This is a genomic window from Sphingomonas sp. GC_Shp_3, assembly GCF_026540945.1.
Taxonomy (GTDB): Bacteria; Pseudomonadota; Alphaproteobacteria; order Sphingomonadales; family Sphingomonadaceae; genus Sphingomonas.
This window is the reverse complement of the sequence record NZ_JALNUT010000001.1, coordinates 82,190-102,784: the sequence shown is the minus strand read 5'-3', so window position 1 is coordinate 102,784 and position 20,595 is coordinate 82,190. Positions and strand designations below refer to the sequence as shown.

The 20,595-nt window shown below is 66.3% G+C and carries 11 protein-coding genes and 2 riboswitches; of the genes, 6 read left to right on the top strand and 5 right to left on the bottom strand.

Annotated features, from left to right (window positions below; translation table 11 throughout):
* Positions 1-148: 148 nt before the first annotated feature.
* The 4 genes from malQ to OXR00_RS00455 are packed head-to-tail and all read right to left on the bottom strand — an operon-like array spanning position 149 to position 10,615.
* Positions 149-2,185, bottom strand: a complete 2,037-nt coding sequence (malQ, locus tag OXR00_RS00470) for a 4-alpha-glucanotransferase (protein ID WP_267386072.1) — start codon at positions 2,183-2,185, stop codon at positions 149-151.
* Positions 2,182-4,359 carry a 1,4-alpha-glucan branching protein GlgB gene (gene glgB / locus OXR00_RS00465; RefSeq protein ID WP_267386071.1) on the bottom strand — a complete coding sequence of 726 codons (2,178 nt, stop codon included), beginning with the start codon at positions 4,357-4,359 and terminating at the stop codon, positions 2,182-2,184. Before glgB ends, malQ begins: the two co-directional genes overlap by 4 nt.
* On the bottom strand, positions 4,356-7,565 hold the full coding sequence (gene treS / locus OXR00_RS00460; RefSeq protein WP_267386070.1) for a maltose alpha-D-glucosyltransferase: 3,210 nt from the start codon (positions 7,563-7,565) through the stop codon (positions 4,356-4,358). Before treS ends, glgB begins: the two co-directional genes overlap by 4 nt.
* A complete protein-coding gene (locus OXR00_RS00455) occupies positions 7,562-10,615 on the bottom strand; it encodes an alpha-1,4-glucan--maltose-1-phosphate maltosyltransferase (RefSeq protein WP_267386069.1) in 3,054 nt (1,017 codons plus the stop codon). The genes treS and OXR00_RS00455 overlap by 4 nt, the downstream gene beginning before the upstream one ends.
* A gap of 299 nt (positions 10,616-10,914) precedes the next feature.
* On the opposite strand from OXR00_RS00455, the gene OXR00_RS00450 reads away from it, so the two are divergent.
* Positions 10,915-11,940 carry an alpha/beta hydrolase-fold protein gene (locus OXR00_RS00450; protein ID WP_267386067.1) on the top strand — a complete coding sequence of 342 codons (1,026 nt, stop codon included), beginning with the start codon at positions 10,915-10,917 and terminating at the stop codon, positions 11,938-11,940.
* 3 nt (positions 11,941-11,943) lie between these two features.
* On the opposite strand, the gene OXR00_RS00445 is transcribed toward OXR00_RS00450, so the two are convergent.
* Positions 11,944-12,834: a diacylglycerol kinase family protein gene (locus OXR00_RS00445; protein WP_267386066.1), complete on the bottom strand. Its 891-nt coding sequence runs from the start codon at positions 12,832-12,834 to the stop codon at positions 11,944-11,946.
* Between the two features lie 138 nt (positions 12,835-12,972).
* Here OXR00_RS00445 and htpG point away from each other — a divergent pair, with 138 nt between their 5' ends.
* From htpG to cobW, 5 genes are all read left to right on the top strand, one after another.
* On the top strand, positions 12,973-14,859 hold the full coding sequence (gene htpG / locus OXR00_RS00440) for a molecular chaperone HtpG (protein ID WP_267386065.1): 1,887 nt from the start codon (positions 12,973-12,975) through the stop codon (positions 14,857-14,859).
* A 102-nt stretch (positions 14,860-14,961) separates the two neighbouring features.
* A riboswitch (TPP riboswitch) is annotated at positions 14,962-15,071 on the top strand.
* Positions 15,072-15,102: 31 nt separating this feature from the next.
* Positions 15,103-17,418, top strand: coding sequence for a TonB-dependent receptor (locus OXR00_RS00435; RefSeq protein ID WP_267386064.1), 2,316 nt, complete (start codon positions 15,103-15,105; stop codon positions 17,416-17,418).
* Positions 17,419-17,451: 33 nt separating this feature from the next.
* A complete protein-coding gene (locus OXR00_RS00430; RefSeq protein WP_267387104.1) occupies positions 17,452-18,549 on the top strand; it encodes an aminoglycoside phosphotransferase family protein in 1,098 nt (365 codons plus the stop codon).
* Positions 18,549-19,115, top strand: a complete 567-nt coding sequence (gene pnuC / locus OXR00_RS00425; protein WP_267386063.1) for a nicotinamide riboside transporter PnuC — start codon at positions 18,549-18,551, stop codon at positions 19,113-19,115. The genes OXR00_RS00430 and pnuC overlap by 1 nt, the downstream gene beginning before the upstream one ends.
* Positions 19,116-19,159: 44 nt before the next feature.
* A riboswitch (cobalamin riboswitch) is annotated at positions 19,160-19,381 on the top strand.
* Between the two features lie 171 nt (positions 19,382-19,552).
* Positions 19,553-20,590 carry a cobalamin biosynthesis protein CobW gene (gene cobW, locus OXR00_RS00420; protein WP_267386062.1) on the top strand — a complete coding sequence of 346 codons (1,038 nt, stop codon included), beginning with the start codon at positions 19,553-19,555 and terminating at the stop codon, positions 20,588-20,590.
* Positions 20,591-20,595 lie beyond the last annotated feature (5 nt).

The window sequence follows — 20,595 nt, the reverse complement described above, 5'->3', positions numbered from 1 at the left end:
CATCGGTACTGCTCCCGGCACAGAACGATCTCCGCGAGGCGTTCGATCCGTATCCGGACCATGCCAGCGCGGATCCTGCCGAAGGCGTCATCGACAGATCCGCTCCAGGACTGCGTCGTTATCGGTCACAGCGAGCAGAACCTCAACGTCAGGTTGCTCGTGCTGCTTTGATCGCCGCCAGCCTGGCCATGACTTCCGGCCGTCCCAGCAGCGTTTCGGTCGTGTCCGGCATCCTGCGTCGCCAGTTGGGGTGCTCATCGATCGTGCCAGGGAGATTGGGCTGCTCAATCGCACCGATGATATCTTCCAGCGGCATGACAGCCAGGCTCGACGGCGCGCGCGCCACGAAGGCGAGAGCCGCGTCGACCGGGCGATCGCCATCATGCGGCGCGGGCTGCGGCTCGGCTGCCACGCCAGCCTCGACGAACGCGCTCCACAGCTTGGCGCGCTCTTTGCCACGCGCGGCTTGATCCTCGGCCTGATCGGCGGCACGCGAAGTCCGCCCGAGGTTCCAGTTCCACTCGATATCACGCCCACGCCACCAGCCGGCGACGGTCGCGAGATCGTGCGTGCCGGTCATCGCCGCAGCGTCCCGGCCGTAGCGCTCCGGTGGCAGGAAATCGCCATTCTCATCACGCTCGAACCACAGAACGCGCATGCCGAGCATCGCCTTCTCGTCCATTGCCGGTCGAAAGCCATCGGGTACGGTACCGAGATCCTCACCAATCACCACCGCGCGGGCGCGATGCGATTCGAGCGCAAGCAGGCGAAGCATGTCGTCCATCGGCATCGTCAGATACGCCCCCTGCTTGGCAGAAGCGCCGTCCGGCACCACCCACAGCCGTCGCAGCCCCAACGCATGGTCGATACGAATGCCGCCGGCGTGGCCGAGCGTCGCGCGCAGGGTCGCGATGAACGGCGCGAAGCCGCTGCGCTGCAGGGCACGGGGCGAGAAGCCGGTGATGCCCCAATTCTGGCCGTCGGGGCCGAGCAGATCAGGCGGCGCACCGATCGAAAGGCCTGTGAGCAGATCGTCCGGCCGGCTCCAGGCGTGGCTCCCGCCCGGGTCCATGCCGACCGCCAGATCGGCGATCAGCCCCAGTGCCATACCCGCACCGGTCGCTGCCTGCTGCGCAGCATTAAGACTACGCTTGGCGAGCCATTGCAGGAACAGAAAGAAGCCGACATCGTCCTGCCGCTCCGCCGCGAACAGCGCGACCGCAGCGCCGGCGGGATCGTGGTACGCGGCCGGCCACTCCTGCCAGCCACGCGCGCCCGATTGCGAGAAGAAGTAGGCGTGGAGCGCATCGAAACGGGCGTGCCGCTCAAGTTCACCGCCGCCTTCGGCCGCGAACGCCGCGACCGACGCGCGCACCGCATCGGATCGCGCGTCATACGCCTGCCGCAGCGACTGCAGCCGCGCGGGGATTGCCTGCTCCCAGTCGATCAGGTCGGTGATGGGGGCATCCGACGCGACGCCGACCAGCGCGGGATCGGCGTATAGGACGTTGAGGAACAGTCGGCTCGATGGCGCATAGGGGCTGTAGCGGCTGCTGTCCGCGGGAAACAGCGCATGCACCGGGCTGATCGCGAGCGCATCCGCACCGCGCGCGGCAAAGGCCCGTGCGGTATCGGCGAGCGTCCCGAAATCGCCGAACGCGGTGGCGCGGTCGTCACGCAGCGCCGCGATCTGCACCGCTGGTCCCCATAGGCGGCGACCCCCAGCGGCATCATCGACGGCGAAGCAATGCGGTGGAGTGACTGCGACGCTGATTTCAAGATTGCCGATCATCAACCGGTGGTAGCCGAGCGTGGTGATCGCCGGCAGCCGCAGACCCTCGTCCGTTGCCTCCAGCATGATCGCCTGACGGGTGCCGTCCTCCAGGACCAGCTCCGCCGCTCCAGCCGCACCGCAAGCCGACGACAGCACGATCGGTTCGCCCGCCACGCCCGACACGAAGGCGCAAGGAGCCTCGCTATCTTCGGCTAGCTGCGCCGCACTGCGGGCGATCGCAGCATCACCATCCGCAGGAAAGCCCAGTGCGGCAAGGATCGCGACCAGCGAGTCGTCGGAAACGCGGTGCGCCTCGCCAAGCGCGTCCTCCCATACGATCTGAAGCCCTGCCGCTTCGGCCAATCGGTGCAGTGCGCTGTCGCTACCTTTAGTTTCCGAGACGCCCGTCATGCGGCAGCATCCTCGAAGCGGAGGATCAGTCCCGCCAACGGCGGCACCGTGATGTCCGCGCTCGCGGGTTGCCCGTCGAGGTCGGCTGCGACGGAATGGATTGCACCACCGTTGCCGATGTTCGCGCCACCATAGATACCGGCATCGCTATTAAGCACCTCCCGCCACACACCAGCCCGCGGCAGGCCGATACGGTAGCCATGATGTGGGTTGGCGCTCATGTTCAGCACCACAACCACGGGCACATCGCCCGGCGCGCCGTAGCGGGCATAGACGAACACGTTGCGTTCGGTATCGCCCCCGACGATCCACTGGAAACCCGCAGGATCGGTGTCGCGCGCATGCAGCGCTGGCTCGGCCGTATAGAGATGATTGAGATCCCGCACGAGCCGCTGCATCGCGGCATGCTGCGGTTGATCGAGCAGATCCCACGCCACCTGCGCATCGTGATTCCATTCGCGTTCCTGCGCGATCTCGCAGCCCATGAAGAGCAGCTTCTTGCCGGGATGCGTCCACATCAGACTGAAATAGGCGCGCAGATTGGCGAAGCGTTGCCACGGATCGCCCGGCATCTTGCCGATCAGCGACCCCTTGCCGTGCACCACCTCATCGTGGCTGATCGGCAGCACGAATCGCTCGGAGAAGGCATAAACGAGCCCGAACGTCACCTCATTATGGTGCCAGCCACGATACAGCGGGTCACGCTCCACATAGCGGAGCGTGTCGTTCATCCAGCCCATGTTCCACTTGTACGAAAAGCCGAGGCCGCCCTCCGACACCGGCGCGGATACGCCCGGCCAGGCGGTCGATTCCTCCGCGATTGTGATCGCGCCGGGCACACGTTCGGCTACGACCTCGTTCATGCGCTTCAGGAACGCGACCGACTCGAGGTTCTCACGGCCGCCGTAGATGTTGGGCACCCACTCGCCGGCGTTGCGGCTGTAGTCACGGTACAGCATCGAGGCGACCGCATCGACGCGCAGGCCGTCGACATGGAACGCCTCGAGCCACCAGAACGCCGAGGCGAGCAGGAACCCCGACACCTCTCGCCGACCGAGATTGTAGATCAAGGTGTTCCAATCCTGATGGAACCCCTCGCGTGGATCGGCATGTTCGTAGAGCGGCGTGCCGTCGAACCGCGCAAGGCCATGCGCGTCGGTCGGGAAGTGCGCTGGTACCCAGTCGAGGATCACGCCGATGCCGTAGCGATGACACACATCGACGAACGCCGCGAACTGATCGGGCGTGCCGAACCGCGCGGAGGGCGCGAACTGCGACAGCGGCTGATAGCCCCATGACCCGCCGAACGGATGCTCCATGATCGGCATCAATTCGACATGGGTGAACCCCATGTCCGCCACGTACGGGATCAGCCGTTCGGCCAGCCCCTGCCAGTCGAGCGTGCCGTCGGCATCGCCGTCCGGCCGCAGCCATGATCCGGCGTGGATCTCGTAGACCGAAAGCGGCGCATCGGGGGCATGGCGCTTAGCGCGTTCGGCCAGCCAGTCGGCGTCGGACCAGACGAAATCCGGCGCAGGCGCGACGATCGATCCGGTCCTGGGCGGCAGTTCGGTCTGCCGGGCGAGCGGATCGGCCTTCTGCATCACGCTGCCGTCGGCGCCGGCGATCTCGAACTTGTAATGCGCACCCACGCCGATGCGCGGCACGAACAACTCCCAAACGCCTGCGCCCTGGCGCGAGCGCATCGGGTGGCGGCGGCCATCCCAACTGTTGAAATCGCCCACCACCGACACGCGGCGCGCGTTGGGTGCCCAGACCGAGAAGGCAACGCCTTCCACTCCGTCCATCGTGCGCGGCTGCGCGCCCATCGCGCGCGCGAGTTCCCAATGCCGGCCCTCGTTGAACAGGTAGAGATCGAGGTCGCTGAGGACGAGGCCGAAGCTGTAAGCGTCCTCGGTCTCCTGCACCGCACCGTCCGGCCACGCGATCCGCAGCGCATATGGCACAGGTTCGGCGAGCGCACCCGAGAACAGACCGGGCGCACTCTCCTCCAGCGTGCCGATCGGGCGTGCATCGTCGCGCGCGATCAGCGTGACCGATCGCGCACCAGGCTGGAAGGTCAGCACCGCGCCGTCATGCGCGCCCAACACCGCGAAGGGATCGTTCAACCGCGCTTCGAGGATCGCGGCGGCGGTATCGTCATGAACGCTCATGCCGCGTTCTCCTGCAACAGCCGTTCGGCGGCGCGAGCGAGGCCGGCGATCGGCACGCCGATCCAGTCGGGCCGGTTCGCCGCCTCATAGGCGATTTCGTAGGCTGCTTTTTCCAGCACGAACAGGTCGAGCAGCGGCTCGTGCATTGCCGTCACCTCGCTGTAGCCGCCCAGGAACGCGTCGACCGCGCTGCGCCGGAACTCGTCGTAACGCATGTCGGCCCGCGTCTCATCGGCATCAGCCAGCGCCGGGCGGGCACGCTCGGCAACCGCAGCGGCATAGTCGAACGATCGCAGCATCCCCGCCACGTCCCGCTCGGGCAGATCCTTCGCTCTCCGGTCGTCGAGTGATTTCACCGGCTCGCCCTCGAAATCGATCAGCATCACATCACTACCGGTCACCAGCATCTGGCCAAGATGCAGGTCGCCGTGAATACGCGTGCGGGTGCGCCCTTCCGCCGCGCGCGCCACGCTGCGGATGCGCGCCATCAGATCGCCGCGATGGTCACGCAGATATTCCGCCGCCGCCGCATCCGCCTCGCTCAGCGTCGCACCGCTCAGGATGCCAAGCGCCTTATCGACCTGCCCCTCGATCCGCCCCGACAAACGGTCGGCATCGCCCAGCGACAGCGCTTCCGGCGCAAACGCCGCGTCATCGCTCGGGCGGGCCAGCACCGCGTGCATCTCGGCCAGCCGCCGCCCGACATTCTGCGCGAAGTTTTCGTAGTTAGAGGAGCTCCAGTGCGCATCGGTGGCGAGCCGGTCGAGCAACCCAAGCGTCCACCCCCAACCATCACCCTGGTTGTAGACGAAGCGCTGGACCAGCATGACGAGACTCGACGTCTCACGCTCGTCGAGCCACACCTCTCCGAGGATCGCCGGCACGTTCTCGAACCCGCCGGCAACGAGATAGCGCACCATCTCGGCGTCGGGGTGGATGCCCGCCTGCACCTTGCGCAGCAGCTTCAGCACCGCGCGCTCACCAAGGATCATGGTGCTGTTTGATTGTTCCGCGCCGATCCATTCCGGCGCTGCATCGGTGCCGATGTCGAGGTCTTCGGTGCCGACGAAGCGCAGTGCGCCGCCGTCGACCGCAACCTCGTCACCGCGCCCGATCGCGCCGATCACCGCCGCCGCGAAGCTCGACACGGTGAAGCCGTCGGTCAGCAGCCCGACGCGGCGTTCGCGCCGCACCCGCCCGATCGCGAGATTGGAGGCGAACGGCCCCTGCAACTCGCCCTCCCACGCGATGCCGAGCGGCAACGTGTAGGTCTGCGTGCCCGCGTCGGTGGTCACCTCGATCAGCGTCAGCACGAGGTCCTCGACTTCGGGCAGCGCAACCGTGCGCGCGACGCGGACGCCCCGGATCGTCTCGTCCTTCTCCCCGAACCAGCGGCGCTGCGCGACGTACGACGGAAGGATCTCGCTCTCCAGCACCTGCGCATTGCGCCCGCGCGTCACCCCGGCAAGCTCGGGACGCAGCACGAATGTATAGCGTTCGACATCGCCGCCCGGTGCTGCGCTCGACCATTCCGGCGCGGCGACGTTGCTCGACAGGCAGAACCACAGGAAACCGTAGGGCGGCAGCGTTAGCAGATACGGCAATTGCCCCACCGCCGGGAACGACGCACCACCCGACAGCTCGACCGGCGTGCTGCCCGCATAATCGTGCAGGTCGAGTTCCACCGCCTGCGCGGTGCGGCTGAGGTTCGCGACGCACAGCACTGCATTGCCGTCATGTTCGCGCAGGTACGCAAGGATCTTGCGGTTGGCGGGGCGCAGGAAGCGCTGCGTGCCGCGCCCGAACGCCTGATGCTCGCGCCGCACCGCCAGCATCCGCTTTACCCAGTTGAGCAGCGAATGTTGATCGCGCTCCTGCGCCTCGACGTTGATCGCCTGAAAGCCGTAAAGCGGGTCCATGATCGGCGGCAGCGTCAGGCTGGCCGGATCGGCGCGGCTGAAACCGCCGTTGCGATCCGACGACCATTGCATCGGCGTACGCACCCCGTCGCGATCGCCCAGATAGACGTTATCGCCCATGCCGATCTCGTCGCCATAGTATAGCACCGGCGTGCCGGGCATGGTCAGCAGCAGCGCGTTCATCAGCTCGATGCGCCGACGGTCGCGCTCCATCAGCGGCGCAAGACGACGCCGAATGCCGAGGTTGATGCGTGCGCGCTTATCGGCGGCGTAGGTGTTCCACAGGTAATCGCGCTCGGCGTCGGTCACCATTTCGAGCGTCAGCTCGTCGTGGTTGCGTAAGAAAATCGCCCACTGGCAGTTGACCGGGATTTCCGGCGTCTGGCGCATGATGTCGGTGATCGGGAAGCGATCCTCCTGCGCGACCGCCATGTACATGCGCGGCATCAGCGGGAAGTGGAACGACATGTGGCACTCGTCGCCCCAGCCGTTCTCATCGACCTCGCCGAAATATTGCTGGGTATCCTCGGGCCACATGTTCGCTTCGGCAAGCAGCATCCGGTCCGGATAATGCGCGTCGAGATCGGCGCGGATCTTCTTCAGCACCGCATGCGTCTCGGGCAAATTCTCGTTCGAGGTGCCGTCCCGCTCGACCAGATAGGGGATCGCGTCGAGCCGCAGCCCGTCCACGCCCGCGTCCAGCCAGAAGTGCATCACCGACAGCACTTCTTCAAGCACCTTCGGATTGTCGAAGTTGAGATCGGGCTGGTGCGAATAGAAGCGGTGCCAGAAATAGGCTTGCGCCTCATCGTCCCACGTCCAGTTCGATTTCTCGGTATCGCAGAAGATGATGCGCGTGCCGGAATACAGCTTGTCGGTGTCCGACCACACGTAGAAGTCGCGCTCCGGGCTGCCAGCGGGCGCCTTACGCGCAGCCTGGAACCACGGATGCTGGTCCGAGGTATGATTGATGACGAGTTCGGTGATGACGCGCATACCGCGATCGTGCGCGGCGGTAACGAAGGCGCGCACGTCCTCCATCGTCCCGTAATCCGGGCTGACATCGCGATATTCGCCGATATCATAGCCATCGTCGCGGCGCGGGCTCGGATAGAACGGCAGCAGCCAGATCGCGGTTACGCCGAGTTCGGCGATGTAATCGAGCTTCGCCATCAATCCGGCGAAGTCGCCGATGCCGTCATTGTTCGAATCAAAGAACGATTTGACGTGCACCTGATAGATGACGGCGTCTTTGTACCAGAGCGGGTCCTGGTCGAGCGCTGTCATGCTTTGTCTCCCGGTGCGATGCGCCATAGGCGATAGGGTTGGTCCGGCGTGAGCCGGATGTGCTGGGTCTTGCCGTGCCAATTGAAACGATAGCCCTCAGCGAGATCCTCCACCGCGATGCTAGCGGTATCGGACAGGCCGAACTCCCACAGCGGAACCTCGAAATCAGCCTCCTGCGGGTTGTGCGGGTCAAGACTGACCATGACGAGGATCATGTCCGTGCCGTCGAGCGATGGCTTGGCGTAATAGAGGATGTTGTCATTATACGCCGCGTAGAAGCGTGTGTTCAGATGCGTCTGCAGCGCCGGATGTGCGCGACGCAGCCGATTGAGCATGGTGATATCGGCGATGATGTTGCCGCGTGCGTTCCAGTCGCGCGGGCGCAGTTCGAACTTCTCGGAATCGAGATACTCTTCCTTGCCAGGGATCGGCGCGGCCTCGCACAATTCGAACCCCGAATAGACGCCGAACAGCCCCGACAACGTCGCCGCCAGCACCGCACGGATGCGGAAACCCGGCCGCCCGGAGGTCTGCAGGAATATCGGGTTGATGTCGGGCGTGTTGACGAAGAAGTGCGGGCGATAGAACTCCTTCGGCGCGGTGGTGGTGAGTTCGGTGATATACTCGATCAGCTCCGCCTTGCGATCGCGCCAGGTGAAATAGGTGTAGCTCTGCGAGAAGCCGACCTTGGCGAGCCGGTACATCATCGCCGGCTTGGTGAATGCCTCCGCCAGGAAGATCACCTCGGGGTGGCGACCGCGCACATCGCCGATCATCCACTCCCAGAACGGCAGCGTCTTGGTGTGCGGATTGTCGACCCGGAAGGTTTTTACACCGCGTTCCACCCACAAAAGGATGACGTCGCGCAATTCAGTCCACAGCCCCGGCACCGCGTCCGGACCATAGAAGTCGACGTTGACGATATCCTGATACTTCTTCGGTGGGTTCTCGGCGTATTTCATCGACCCGTCGGGTCGCCACGCGAACCAGCCGGGATGATCCTTGAGCCACGGATGATCCGGAGAACACTGGATCGCGAAGTCGAGCGCGATCTCCAGCCCATGCTCGTGCGCGGCGTCGATCAGCGCGAGGAAATCGTCGAGACTGCCCAGTTCCGGATGGATCGCGTCATGCCCGCCCGCAGCCGCGCCAATCGCATAGGGGCTACCGGGATCACCCGGCGCCGGAGTCAACGTGTTGTTCGGCCCCTTGCGATTGGTCGTGCCGATCGGGTGGATCGGCGGGAAATACAGCGTGTCGAACCCCATATCGCGCACCGCCGGCAGTCGCTCGATCACGTCGGCAAACGTGCCGTGACGACCGACCGCCTGCGATCGCGGGAACAATTCGTACCAGCTCGAATAGCGCGCCGCCAAACGTTCGGCATCGAGCGGCTGGACGGCGGATCGCAGCCGGTGCGGGCGATCGTCCGCCTGCTGCATGACGGCGGCAAGATCGTCCGACAGGAGAAGCAGCGCATCGTCGTCCCGCGCCAGCGCATCCGCAAACCGGGTCAGCTCCACCTGCAACGCGCCGGTGGTGCGGTCGCGCGCTTGCTCGACCAGCAGACGCCCCTCGGCATGGTCGACCGTTTGCGCGACGCCCGCGTCCAGCTTCTTGCGGAAATCCCGCGTGAAGCCGCCGAACCGGTCCAGCCAAGCCTCAACCACGAACTCATGCCGGCCAAGCCGCAACGGCACGAACTGGGCATGCCAGCGATAGTTCGGTCGCTCCTCCAGCGGGACGACCGTCCATTCCTCTTCGTCGGCGCACCGCCACAGCAACTCGGCGGCGAGTTGCTCATGCCCGTCGGCGAAGATCGTCGCTTCGACCATCACCACCTCGCCGGTTACGCGCTTGACCGGGAAGCCACCGTCGACATGCGGGATCACGTCCTCGACCACCAAGCGCGGCGCCTGTGCCGCTGCGGCAAGGTCGGGCACGGCATCCAGCGTGATTGACGCGCCACGCTTAGCCGTCAGCATCCGCACCTCGCCGGCATCGAGCGGTTCGAACGCGTCGGCACCGAAAGATTCGAAGGCAGCCCCGATCGTCTGGAGCACGATCGACGGGTCGGGAGCGGGCCGCCCCTCTGAACTCGTGTTTACGAATGTGAGCAGCGCCGCCTCCGCCCGGCGGACGTCGCGCGAGTCGGCGCGCAGCCATGCGGTCACCGCACCGCCGGAGCCGCCGACCCGCCGCATCTCGCCACCAAACGCCGCGACGGCCTGCACTGCGGCGACTGCGCGGCCGGCGATTGCCGGATCGCGCTCGAACACGTCGAGCGGGACGATGATGCCGTCGGCGCTTACCGCCGCCGCCAACAGGCTGCGCGGGGCATTCGCTTGCGAAAGCTGCGCACCACGCGGCTCGGCCAACAGCGGCGCGACCGAGCGGAGGTCTTCCTGCTCCTCGACAAGCCAGGCCGCGCGCATGTCCCACCAGCCGAACGATGACATGATCCCGTCGAGCGGCAGCCCTCGCAACGCACGCGCCGCCTCTCGCGACAGGCCCGGTCCGGCGATCACCACCACTGCTTCGTCCTGCGCGCGCAACCGCGTGACGAGGGCGGCAAGGAACTCGGGGGCAATCCGCTCCGGATGAAGCAAGCGGAAGCCTCGCACGCCAGCGGCGACGAACCCCAGCAACCGCTCGGCAATCGGTGCCAGCAGGACACGTGTCGCATCGTCCGACCGAAGCCGGGCCAGTGCCTCGCCGGACATGGCCATTGGCTTGCGTGGATCGACCGGTCGTTCGGGATCGGCCGCACGTCGCATGGCGAACAGCGCAGGCTCCTGCGCGACGAGCGGATGCGCAACCGGGAAATCGCTGATGTCGATGTCGAGCAGCAATGCCAGCCCTGCTGCCGCGCAGACGGATTGTGCGGCACCGATCAAGCTATCGCTGGACCCGCCCGAGCCTGCGGGCACTTGCCACAATACCGCCTGGTATCCGGCCTCCGCCGCTGCGGTCAGGACGCGATCATTTATTCGGTCTTGGTCCGCCGACACGTCGCCGACGGAAAGGATGCAGGACAGGGATGACGGCAAGCAGGATCTCCGGTCTGGCTGGCGATGTGATAACCCCTCGCCTATCGAACACGTTCCGCCCGATTTTCTAAGTCGCTGTGGTCGAGGTGGAAATCGCCAGCGGTTTTTCCCGCCAATCCGGCCGAAAGCCGTTGCATCGCAGAAAGTGGTTCGGTGGTCATGACGCGCGATACTTCTGAAGAAGCGACAGGCGGTGCCAACGCGCAAGGAGGTCCATCGCTACGCTTGGCACCAGCAGCCTCTTGACGCACATTCGGCCAAACGCCTGCCTCTCGCGGGCCAATCAATGGAGCGGCACGATGGCACCGAAAGCTTTGGCAATGATCGCGGCGGCCCTTGCCGCGACGGCAGCGTCCGCCGACGAGGTTCGTATCGCGCCACCGTACCGCGACGCGACGGAGATGACAGCGCTTCCGGGTCGGGTCAGCGGAACATTGCACAGCTTCATCATGCGCTCTAGCGAGAGCGGCATCTACCCTGGCATCCGCCAGATCGATACCGACTCCACGCGCCGCCGCGACGCGTATGGCAACCGGCTCGCCGCCCCGGCGGAGCAGCAATCCGCACCCGCGCCGTACCGCCGGGACGTGTTCGTTTACATTCCCAACGGCTACCGGGCGGGAACGGCAGTGCCGTTGCTGGTGGTGCAGGACGGGCGGGACTATGCGGCCCGTGTCGCCGCCGCGCTCGACAGTCTGATCGCGCAGCACCGCGTGCCGCCGATGGTGGCGGTGATGATCCAGTCGGGCGGCGGCGACGCGCAAGGGTCGCAGCGCGGTCTCGAGTACGACACCGTGTCCGACCGCTATGCGCGGTTTGTCGAGCAAGAAGTCCTGCCGCGCGTACAGGCGCTGTACGGTGTGCGGTTCACCAGCGACCCCAATGGGCGCGCGACGATGGGCGGCAGTTCGGGCGCGGCGGCCGCCTTCACCATGGCCTGGTTCCACCCGGAATGGTATGGCAAGGTGCTGTCTTACTCAGGCACCTTCGTGAATCAGGCATCCCCTGCCGACCCGGCCACGCCGCACGGGGCATGGGACTATGCCGCCCGGCTGATCCCGGCGGCGCCCCGTAAGCCGATCCGCATCTGGATGGAAGTCGGCGAGCATGATCTTCACTGGCAGGACCCGGAGGAGAGCTACCACAACTGGCCGCTCGCGAACGACCGCATGGCCGCCGCGCTCGATGCCAAAGGGTACGACTATCGCTACGTCAAAGCGGCAGACGCGGTTCACGTCGACGGGGATGTCGTCGCCCAGACGCTGCCGGGCGCGCTGGAGTGGCTGTGGCGGGACTACCCGCGCGCGGGCGGCGGCGCCAACTAGCGGTTACGCCGTCACCGCCACCTCGATCGCGGCGGGCGCGACGCTCGCGGTGACCGGGGTGCACGCCAGCACCTCCCCGTCGATCGAGATGCGCTGTGGTGGGTCAGTTACGATGCGGAACGTCTTGCCGCGAAAATCCCTGCTCCCGGCATTACGATCGCGCAGCTTGAAGAACTTCGCCGACCAGTCCTTGGCGAGCGCCAGCTTGCTGGTGCCGACTACCGCTTGGATCAGCAGGTCGCGCGACGCCACGCCACCTTCCTCCGACAGCTCGACGCCGCCGTGGTGCGTCCCGTTGAGGATGCGGACCTCGGTCGCCCAGAGGCGGTGGAGCTGCGTGCCGTCATCCAGTTCAAGCCGGAATGCGCAGAACCGCACCGCGCACTTCAACGCCCACGCCAGATAGCCGACGCGCCCGGCATACCGCTTGAGCTTGTGCGGCACGGTTTCGCCGATCATCGTCGACAGGCCGATCGACGCGCCGTTCACGAAATGGTCGCCATCGATCATGCCGAGATCTACGCGCCTGCGTCGCCCATGCGCGATCGCCGCGATCGCGGAGTCGAGATCGAGCGGCAGGCCGAGCGACCGAGCGAAGCTGTTGGCGGTGCCGAGCGGAAGCACCCCGAACACGCAGACCTTGCCGACCAGTTCGTCGACCACGCCCGCCAGAGTGCCATCGCCACCGCCAACGATCACCATCGGCGCCCCCTCCGCGATCGCCTTGCGGGCGACGGTGGCAAGATCCTTGGGATCATCGACCGCGTGGGTCGCCAGCAGCGTGATGCCGGCCGCCGCCAGCTTGGTGCGCGCCTCCTCGTAAAGATCTTGCCCTTTACGCGAATGCGTGTTGACGATCAGCACGGCGTCGCGTGGCAGCGGCTTCATTTCCATTCCGCAACAACTCCCCAGCATCGCGACGGCTCCGCTGCTTCGTACATCATCGACAGGAAGATGGCGTGCAGCATCTTGAAAGCCTCCGACCGCTCGGCCATCTGCGGCGTTCAACCTGAAAGATCATGGGGAACCAGCATGACGACGACGATCGAAACCACGCCCGAAACCCGTTCTTTCGAGGCCGATGTCGCCAAGCTTCTGCACCTGATGGTGCACTCGGTCTATTCGGACAAGGACGTCTTCCTGCGCGAGTTGATCTCGAACGCGGCCGATGCTTGCGAGAAGCTGCGCTACGAGGGGCTGAGCGACGCCAGCCTGCTCGGCGACGACGGCCAGCCGCGCATCACCGTCACGCTCGACGCCGAGGCGCGGCGCCTGACCATCGAGGACAACGGCATCGGCATGACCGAGGCCGAGCTTGGCGAGGCGCTGGGCACGATCGCGCGCTCGGGCACCAAGGCGTTCATGGACAAGATCGCCGGCGCCAAGGATGCCGGGGACAGCCACCTGATCGGCCAGTTCGGCGTCGGTTTCTATTCGGCGTTCATGGTCGCGGATCGGGTCGAGGTTTTCTCGCGCCGGGCTGGTGGCGACACGGCAGCATCCTGGTCATCGGACGGGCTCGGCACCTATACGATCCAGCCGGTCGATACAGCCGAGGCGCCGGCGCGGGGTACGCGCGTGCTGCTCCACCTCAAGGAGGATGCCGCGAACTACACCGACGCCTTCGCGGTCGAGCGCACGATCAAGACGCAGTCGGGTCACGTGCCGGTGCCGATCTTCCTGAAGGAAAACCCCGACGCCGAGCCGAAGCAGATCGCCGACGGCGCTGCGCTGTGGACCAAGCCGAAATCCGAAATCACGCCCGAGGAATACAAGGATTTCTACCGCAGCGCCGCCGGTCAGTTCGACGAGCCCGCGCTGACGCTGCACTACCGCGCCGAGGGTCTGCACGAATATACCGTGCTGGCGTTCGTGCCGGAAACCAAGCCGTTCGACCTGTTCGATCCCGATCGCGCCGGCCGCATGAAGCTCTATGTTCGCCGCGTTTTCATCACCGACGATGCGGAGATCCTGCCGCGCTACCTGCGCTTCGTGCGCGGGTTGGTGCATTCCAACGATCTGCCGCTCAACGTCTCGCGCGAGATGATCCAGGAGAGCCCGGTGCTCGCCGCGATTCAGAAGGCGGTCGCCAACCGCGTGCTGTCGGAACTCGATAAACTGGCCGCCAACGACACCGAACGGTACCTCAAGCTGTGGGACAATTTCGGCGCGGTTCTGAAAGAGGGTTTGTACGAGGATTTCAGCCGCCGCGAGACGTTGCTCGGCCTCGCGCGCTTCAAGACCACCACCTCCAATGGTGAATGGCGTTCGCTGAAGGACTATGCCGCCGGTCTGAAGGACAATCAGACCGCGATCTATTACGCGACCGGCACGGATCTCGAGCGGCTCGCCACCTCGCCGCAGCTCGAAGGGTTCCGCGCGCGTGGTATCGAAGTGCTGCTGCTCGCCGATCACGTCGACAGCTTCTGGATTACCGCCGGGGTGGATTATGACGGCAAGCCGTTCAAGTCGGTCACGCAGGGTCTTGCCGATCTCAGCCTTATCCCGCTGCCGGACGGCGCCGAGCCCGCTGCCGCCGCGTCGGATGCGGTCAACGGCTTCATCGCCTTCGTGAAGGAAACACTCGGCGATGCGGTCTCGGACGTGCGCGTGTCCGATCGCCTCACCGAAAGCGCGGTGTGCCTGGTTGCGCCGGAACACGGCATGGACCGCCAGCTTGAAAAGCTGCTCGCCAACGCCGGCCGGCTCGACGCGGCGGCAAAGCCAGTGCTGGAAATCAACCCGCGCCACGCGCTCGTCGAGAAACTGAGCGCGGTTGACGACGGTGATCAGGCGGCGCGCGCTGACGCGGCGCACCTGCTGTTCGACGAGGCGCGCATCGCCGATGGCGAACTCCCGGTCGATCCGCGCGCGTTCTCTAGCCGGTTGATGCGCCTGCTGGAACGCGGCATCGGCTGACGGCACGACGGCGATAGCCCGATCCTCCGGGATCGGGCACCGCTCCCGTCGACCACCACCGACACATTACGACTTCCCACATTGCTGCCGACCGCCTAAGCGACGCCATCCCCGGGGGGCCGCTGATGTGTGGCTGAGAGGTGGGCAGCAGCTCACGACCCGCTGAACCTGATCCGGTTGATACCGGCGTAGGGAGGGCTGGCGGTCTCCCGTTGTCCCTTCGCATGGAGTGGACGCGAGACGATGCCGGTACGTTCTAATTTCCGACTAGAGATCCAAACAGCGGGTCTGAGCGCCGTCGTGCTGCCCGCGCTGCTGCTCGCCGCGCCCGCCGCCGCCGCGCCCGGCCCGGACGATACGCCGCCCGCCGACATCCGCGTCGTCGGCAATCCCGACCCCGAAGGGCTGCTGCCCGACCAGAGCGCGCCACAAGCGCGCAGCGCGATCTCCGCCGACTTCATCACCAAACAGGCGCCGACGCTCAACGCGTTCCAGCTCGTCAACCTGCTACCCGGCGCCAACGTCTCGTCAAGCGACCCGTACGGCCTGTCGACCACCTCCAGCCTGACCCTGCGCGGGTTGGGGCAGGACGAGATCGGCGTGCTGATGGAGGGCGCACCGCAGAACGACATCGGCTATTATTACGCCTACCCCGCGCAGTTCGCCGATGCCGAGAACCTCCGCCAGATCACGCTGGCGCAAGGCGCGGTCGATATCGATTCCCCCACCGTCGGCGGCGCGGGCGGGCTGTTGTCGCTGTCGCTCGACAATCCCAAGTCGGAGCGTGGCGGGCTGGTCGATCTGTCGATCGGCGAATACAACATGCGGCGCGCCTTCGCGCGGTTCGATACTGGCACGATCGGCAACACCGGCCTCAAGGCGTTCCTCTCCTATTCGAACACGCGCGCGGACAACTGGCGTGGCGCGGGCTACGATCTGCGCCAGCACGTTGACGCCAAGCTGCTCAACGAATGGGGCGACGGCAACCGCGCCAGCCTGTCGGTGTCGTTCAACGACGCCAACTCCTCGACCTATCCCAGCCCCACCCTCGCCGACTGGCAGGCGGAAGGGCGCGGCTTCAACTACGACAAAAGCTATAGCGACGGCGACACCAACTACTGGCGGCTGTACCGCGCGCCGTTCCGCAACATCTACGTGTCCGCGCCGCTGCATGTGAAATTGTCGGACCGGCTGACGCTCGACACCACGGGTTACCTGCAGTTCGGCTATGGCAACTCGCCTTACGGCACGCAGCTATCCACCAGCGGTAATTTCCTCGGCACCGAGGAACTCAGTCAACCGATCGCGCTGCCCGGCGCGGTGGATGGCACCGCCACCGTGCTCGGCAACTTCACCGGGGACCAATTCCGTGGCGGCGGCGTCGGCAAGCTGACGCTGGAGGCGGGTGCGCACACCCTCACCGCCGGGCTGTGGTTCGACTATGGCACGGACCGCGTGCTGCAGACCTATACGGCGATCCGCGACGATGGCCGCCCGGTCGATCCGTGGGGCTATCAGGACAAAGCGATCCGCACCGCCGATGGCCGCCTGCTCGCCTATGAGAACGAACGCACCGTCACCGTCACAAAGAGTTTCTTCGTGGCGGACAGTATCGCGCTCACTCCGCGCCTGCGTGTCGATATCGGCTTCAAGGGCGTCGACGTACTGCACAACGGCCGCAACTATTTGCCCGGCCCGCAGGACCGCGTGCGGTTCGACAGTTTCGCCGCCCTCCCCCGCGCGGCGGTGCATTACCAGCTCGACGACCGGCAGCAATTGTTCGCCAACATCACCACCAATTTCCGCGCGCCAGACGAGTACACGCTCTACAACAGCTACGATTCCGGTGAGCTCGTGGGCAAAGGCACCACCGCGCTGAAGAACGAATATTCGGTGTCGGAGGAAATCGGCTACCGCTACATCGGCCCGAGCCTGTCCGGGTCTGTAACGGGCTTCCACTACCATTTCCGCAACCGTCAGCTTGGCACCGTGGTCGATCTCGGCGGCGCGCAGATCAACTCGACGCTCAACGCCGGCAGTCAGACCAGCTACGGCGTGGATGCCGAGATCGACTATCGCCCGGCCAGGGGCGTGAGCTTCTACTTGTCGGGCGAGTATCTCCACGCCCGGCTCGACGACGATATCCCGATCGGCGACGATCTGCTGCCGACCAAGGGCAAGCATGCCGTTTCCAGCCCGACCTACCAGATCGGCTTCGGCGGCACCTATGACGACGGGCGGCTGTTCGGCAGCTTCGCGCTGAAATACGTCGATCGCCAATATGCCACCTTCGTCAACGACGAGAGCATCAAGGAATATGCCACGCTCGACCTGTCGATCGGCATGCACCTCGCCGACCTGCTCGACGGCAAGCGCACCGACCTGCGCCTCAACGCGATCAACGTCACCGACCCGCACGTCCTGTCCGGCGTGGAGGCGGTCACCCCCAACGCGCATGATACGGTCGGGCGTGGCGGCACGGGCATCGCCGGCGCCGCCCCCGCTTATTACATCGGCAGCGGGCGCGCGGTAAGCGCAACGCTGTCGCGCGCGTTCTAAGGCGTGGCGACCGCCAGCCATCAGGTCCACGGCATGGGCACCCAGACGGTCGCGCCGACCTGGGCACCGATCACGGTGGACGAGGCGGCGGCGGTGCTCGCTCACTTCCCCGACGCCGGGGAGATGCACGCTCTGCGCTGGCACTCGCCGCGCCCATTCTCCGCCGCGACTTTGGTGGAGGCGCAGCGCGGCACCTTCCTGCTCAAACGGCACGATCTCCGCGTACGCTCTGCCGAGGGACTCGCGGAGGAACACGGGTTCATCGCCCATCTCCGCACTGCCGGCATAACGGTGCCCGAGGTGATGCACACGGGAGACCGCACCAGCGTGGTCGCCACCCACGCCGGCAGCTACGAACTCCACCGCCAGTCCCCCGGCGCGGACCTGTACCGGGATCGTCATTCGTGGACGCCGTTCCTGTCGCACACCCACGCCCACGCCGCCGGCGTTGCGCTGGCGCGGCTGCACGATGCGGCGCAGGGCTACCCCGCGCCTGCCCGCCGCGCGCAGCCGCTGGTGGCGAGCCTCTCGATCCTCCCCGCAGCCGATCCGCTCGCCGCTGCCGACACGTATGTCGCCGCGCGACCGGCGCTGGCCGCCTATCTCGCCGACCGGCCATGGCGCGCAGAGCTGGCGCGGCTGTTCGCCACCTTCGGCACCGGGCTGGCCGATCGCCTCGCCGCGCAGCCGCCACTGTGGACGCATAACGACTGGCACCCCTCCAACCTGCTGTGGACCAACACCGGCAAGGTCGCGACCGTGTTCGACTTCGGCCTCGCCGATCGCACCTCCGCGCTGCACGATCTCGCCACCGCGATCGAGCGCACCGCCTTCCAGTGGCTGCACCCGAACTGGCAGGCGACCGACTTCGCGGATGCAGGCGCGGCGCAGGCCCTGCTCGCCGGCTATGCGACGATCCGCCCGTTGAGCAACGACGACCGCGAGACCATCGCCGCGCTGCTCCCGCTCGTCCACGTCGAGTTCGCGCTGTCCGAAGTCGACTATTTCGCCGGCATCGTCGCCGCGCCCGCCGATGCCGCGCTGGCGTGGGACGGCTATCTGATCGCCCATGCCGACTGGTTCGGCAGCCCGGCCGGGCGCGCCTTCCTCCACAATCTGCGCGCATCCTGATGTCGCCGCTGGAGATCGCCGCCGTTATCGCCAGTATCCTCGGCGTGTGGCTCACCGCCAAGCGGCGGATGCTGTGCTGGCCGGTCAACCTGCTGGCCTGCGCGCTCTATTTCAAGCTGTTCCTAGACGTGCGGCTCTATGCCGACATGGCGTTGCAGGCGGTGTTCGGCGCCGCGATCGTCTACGGCTGGTCGGCATGGTCGCGCCGCACCGATGATAGCGGCGCGGTGCTGGTGGCGCCGCTCGCCCCGCGCCACGCCATCGCCGCGCTCGCCGCCGGCGCGGTCGGCGCGGTGGCGATCGGGTGGTTCACCAGCCGCTATACCAATGCCGCGCTGCCGTGGGCGGATGCGACGCTGAGCAGCTTCAGCCTCGTCGCGCAATATTGGGTGGCGCGCCGCCACGCCGCCAACTGGCTGCTGTGGATCGTGGTCGACACGCTCTACGTCGCGATGTTCGTCGCCAAGGGGCTGTGGCTGACCGCCGGGCTGTACCTCGCGATGACGATTCTGGCAGGTATCGGCTACCGCCGCTGGCAGGCGGCAAGACGAAGCGAATTGGCATGACCCGCTTTTCGGTCTAAGCCGCGCGATGAGGGCCGGTTTCACCGCTCCTCACTGATCGCGTCGGTGCCCCGCGAGGGGCTTGAATGGGAATGTGGTGCGGGGGTTCGCCTCCAATGCCACGGCTGTCCCTGCAACTGTAAGCGGTGAGCGAGATGCGCAACGCCCCGTCACGCACAGGGCAGCCACTGGGCCGATCGGCCTGGGAAGGCGCGCAATCGAGCTTTGACCCGTGAGCCAGGAGACCTGCCGGCGTCTGGTCGCTCTTGCCTTGGTCCAGGGGATGGCCGCGGCACGGTTCTCCGTCTGAGCGACGAATCCGTGCGGCTGGGGTCGCATCGGTCTGTTGCGACAGGCGCCGAGACGCGCCCGCCTGCCGCTGCCTGGCCGTGCCACATGGCGCCCCGTCCGTCTCTGCTCAGGCGCGTGCGGAGAATACCATGACCGATCTTTTGAAGATCCCCGTCACCATCGTTACCGGCTTCCTTGGCGCCGGCAAGACGACGCTCATCAGCCACCTGATCCGCAACGCAGGCGGCAAACGCCTCGCGGTGATCGTCAACGAATTCGGTACGCTCGGCGTCGATGGCGATATCCTGAAAGGCTGCGCGATCCCGGATTGCCCGGCAGAGAACGTGATCGAACTCGCCAACGGCTGCATCTGCTGCACCGTCGCAGATGACTTCATCCCCACTGTCGAGACGCTGCTCGCGCTCGATCCCCGGCCCGACCATATCCTCATCGAAACCTCCGGCCTCGCGCTGCCCAAGCCTCTGCTCAAAGCGTTCGACTGGCCGGCGATCCGGTCGCGCATCACCGTCGACGGCGTAATCGCGCTGGCGGATGCGGAGGCGGTCGCCGCCGGGCGGTTCGCGCCCGATCTCGCCGCCGTCGACGCGCAACGCGCCGCCGATCCGAGCGTCGACCATGAGACGCCTTTGTCCGAAGTGTTCGAGGATCAGCTCGCCTGCGCCGACATGGTGCTGCTCACCAAGGTCGATCTCGCCGGGCCGGAAGGCGTTGCGGCGGCGCGCGCAGTGATCGCCGCCGAATCGGTACGCCCGCTGCCGGTGGTCGAGCTGATCGACGGCGTGGTCGATCCGCGCGTGATCCTCGGCCTTGGCGCGGCGGCGGAGGACGATATCGCCGCCCGCCCCTCGCATCACGATGGCGAAGACGATCATGAGCATGACGATTTCGACAGCATCGTCGTCGAACTGGGTGACGTCTCGACCCCCGCCGATCTCGCCGCGCGGATCGAGCGGCTCGCCACCGAACACGCCATCCTGCGCGTCAAGGGCTATGCGGCGGTGGCGGGCAAGCCGATGCGGCTGCTGGTGCAGGCGGTCGGCGCGCGGGTGCGCACGCAATACGACCGGCCGTGGCGTGGCGACGAGCGCCGCACCACGCAACTGGTGGTGATCGCCGAGCGCGGCCACATCGACACGCCGGCAATCACGGCGGCGCTGGCGGGCTGAGCGAC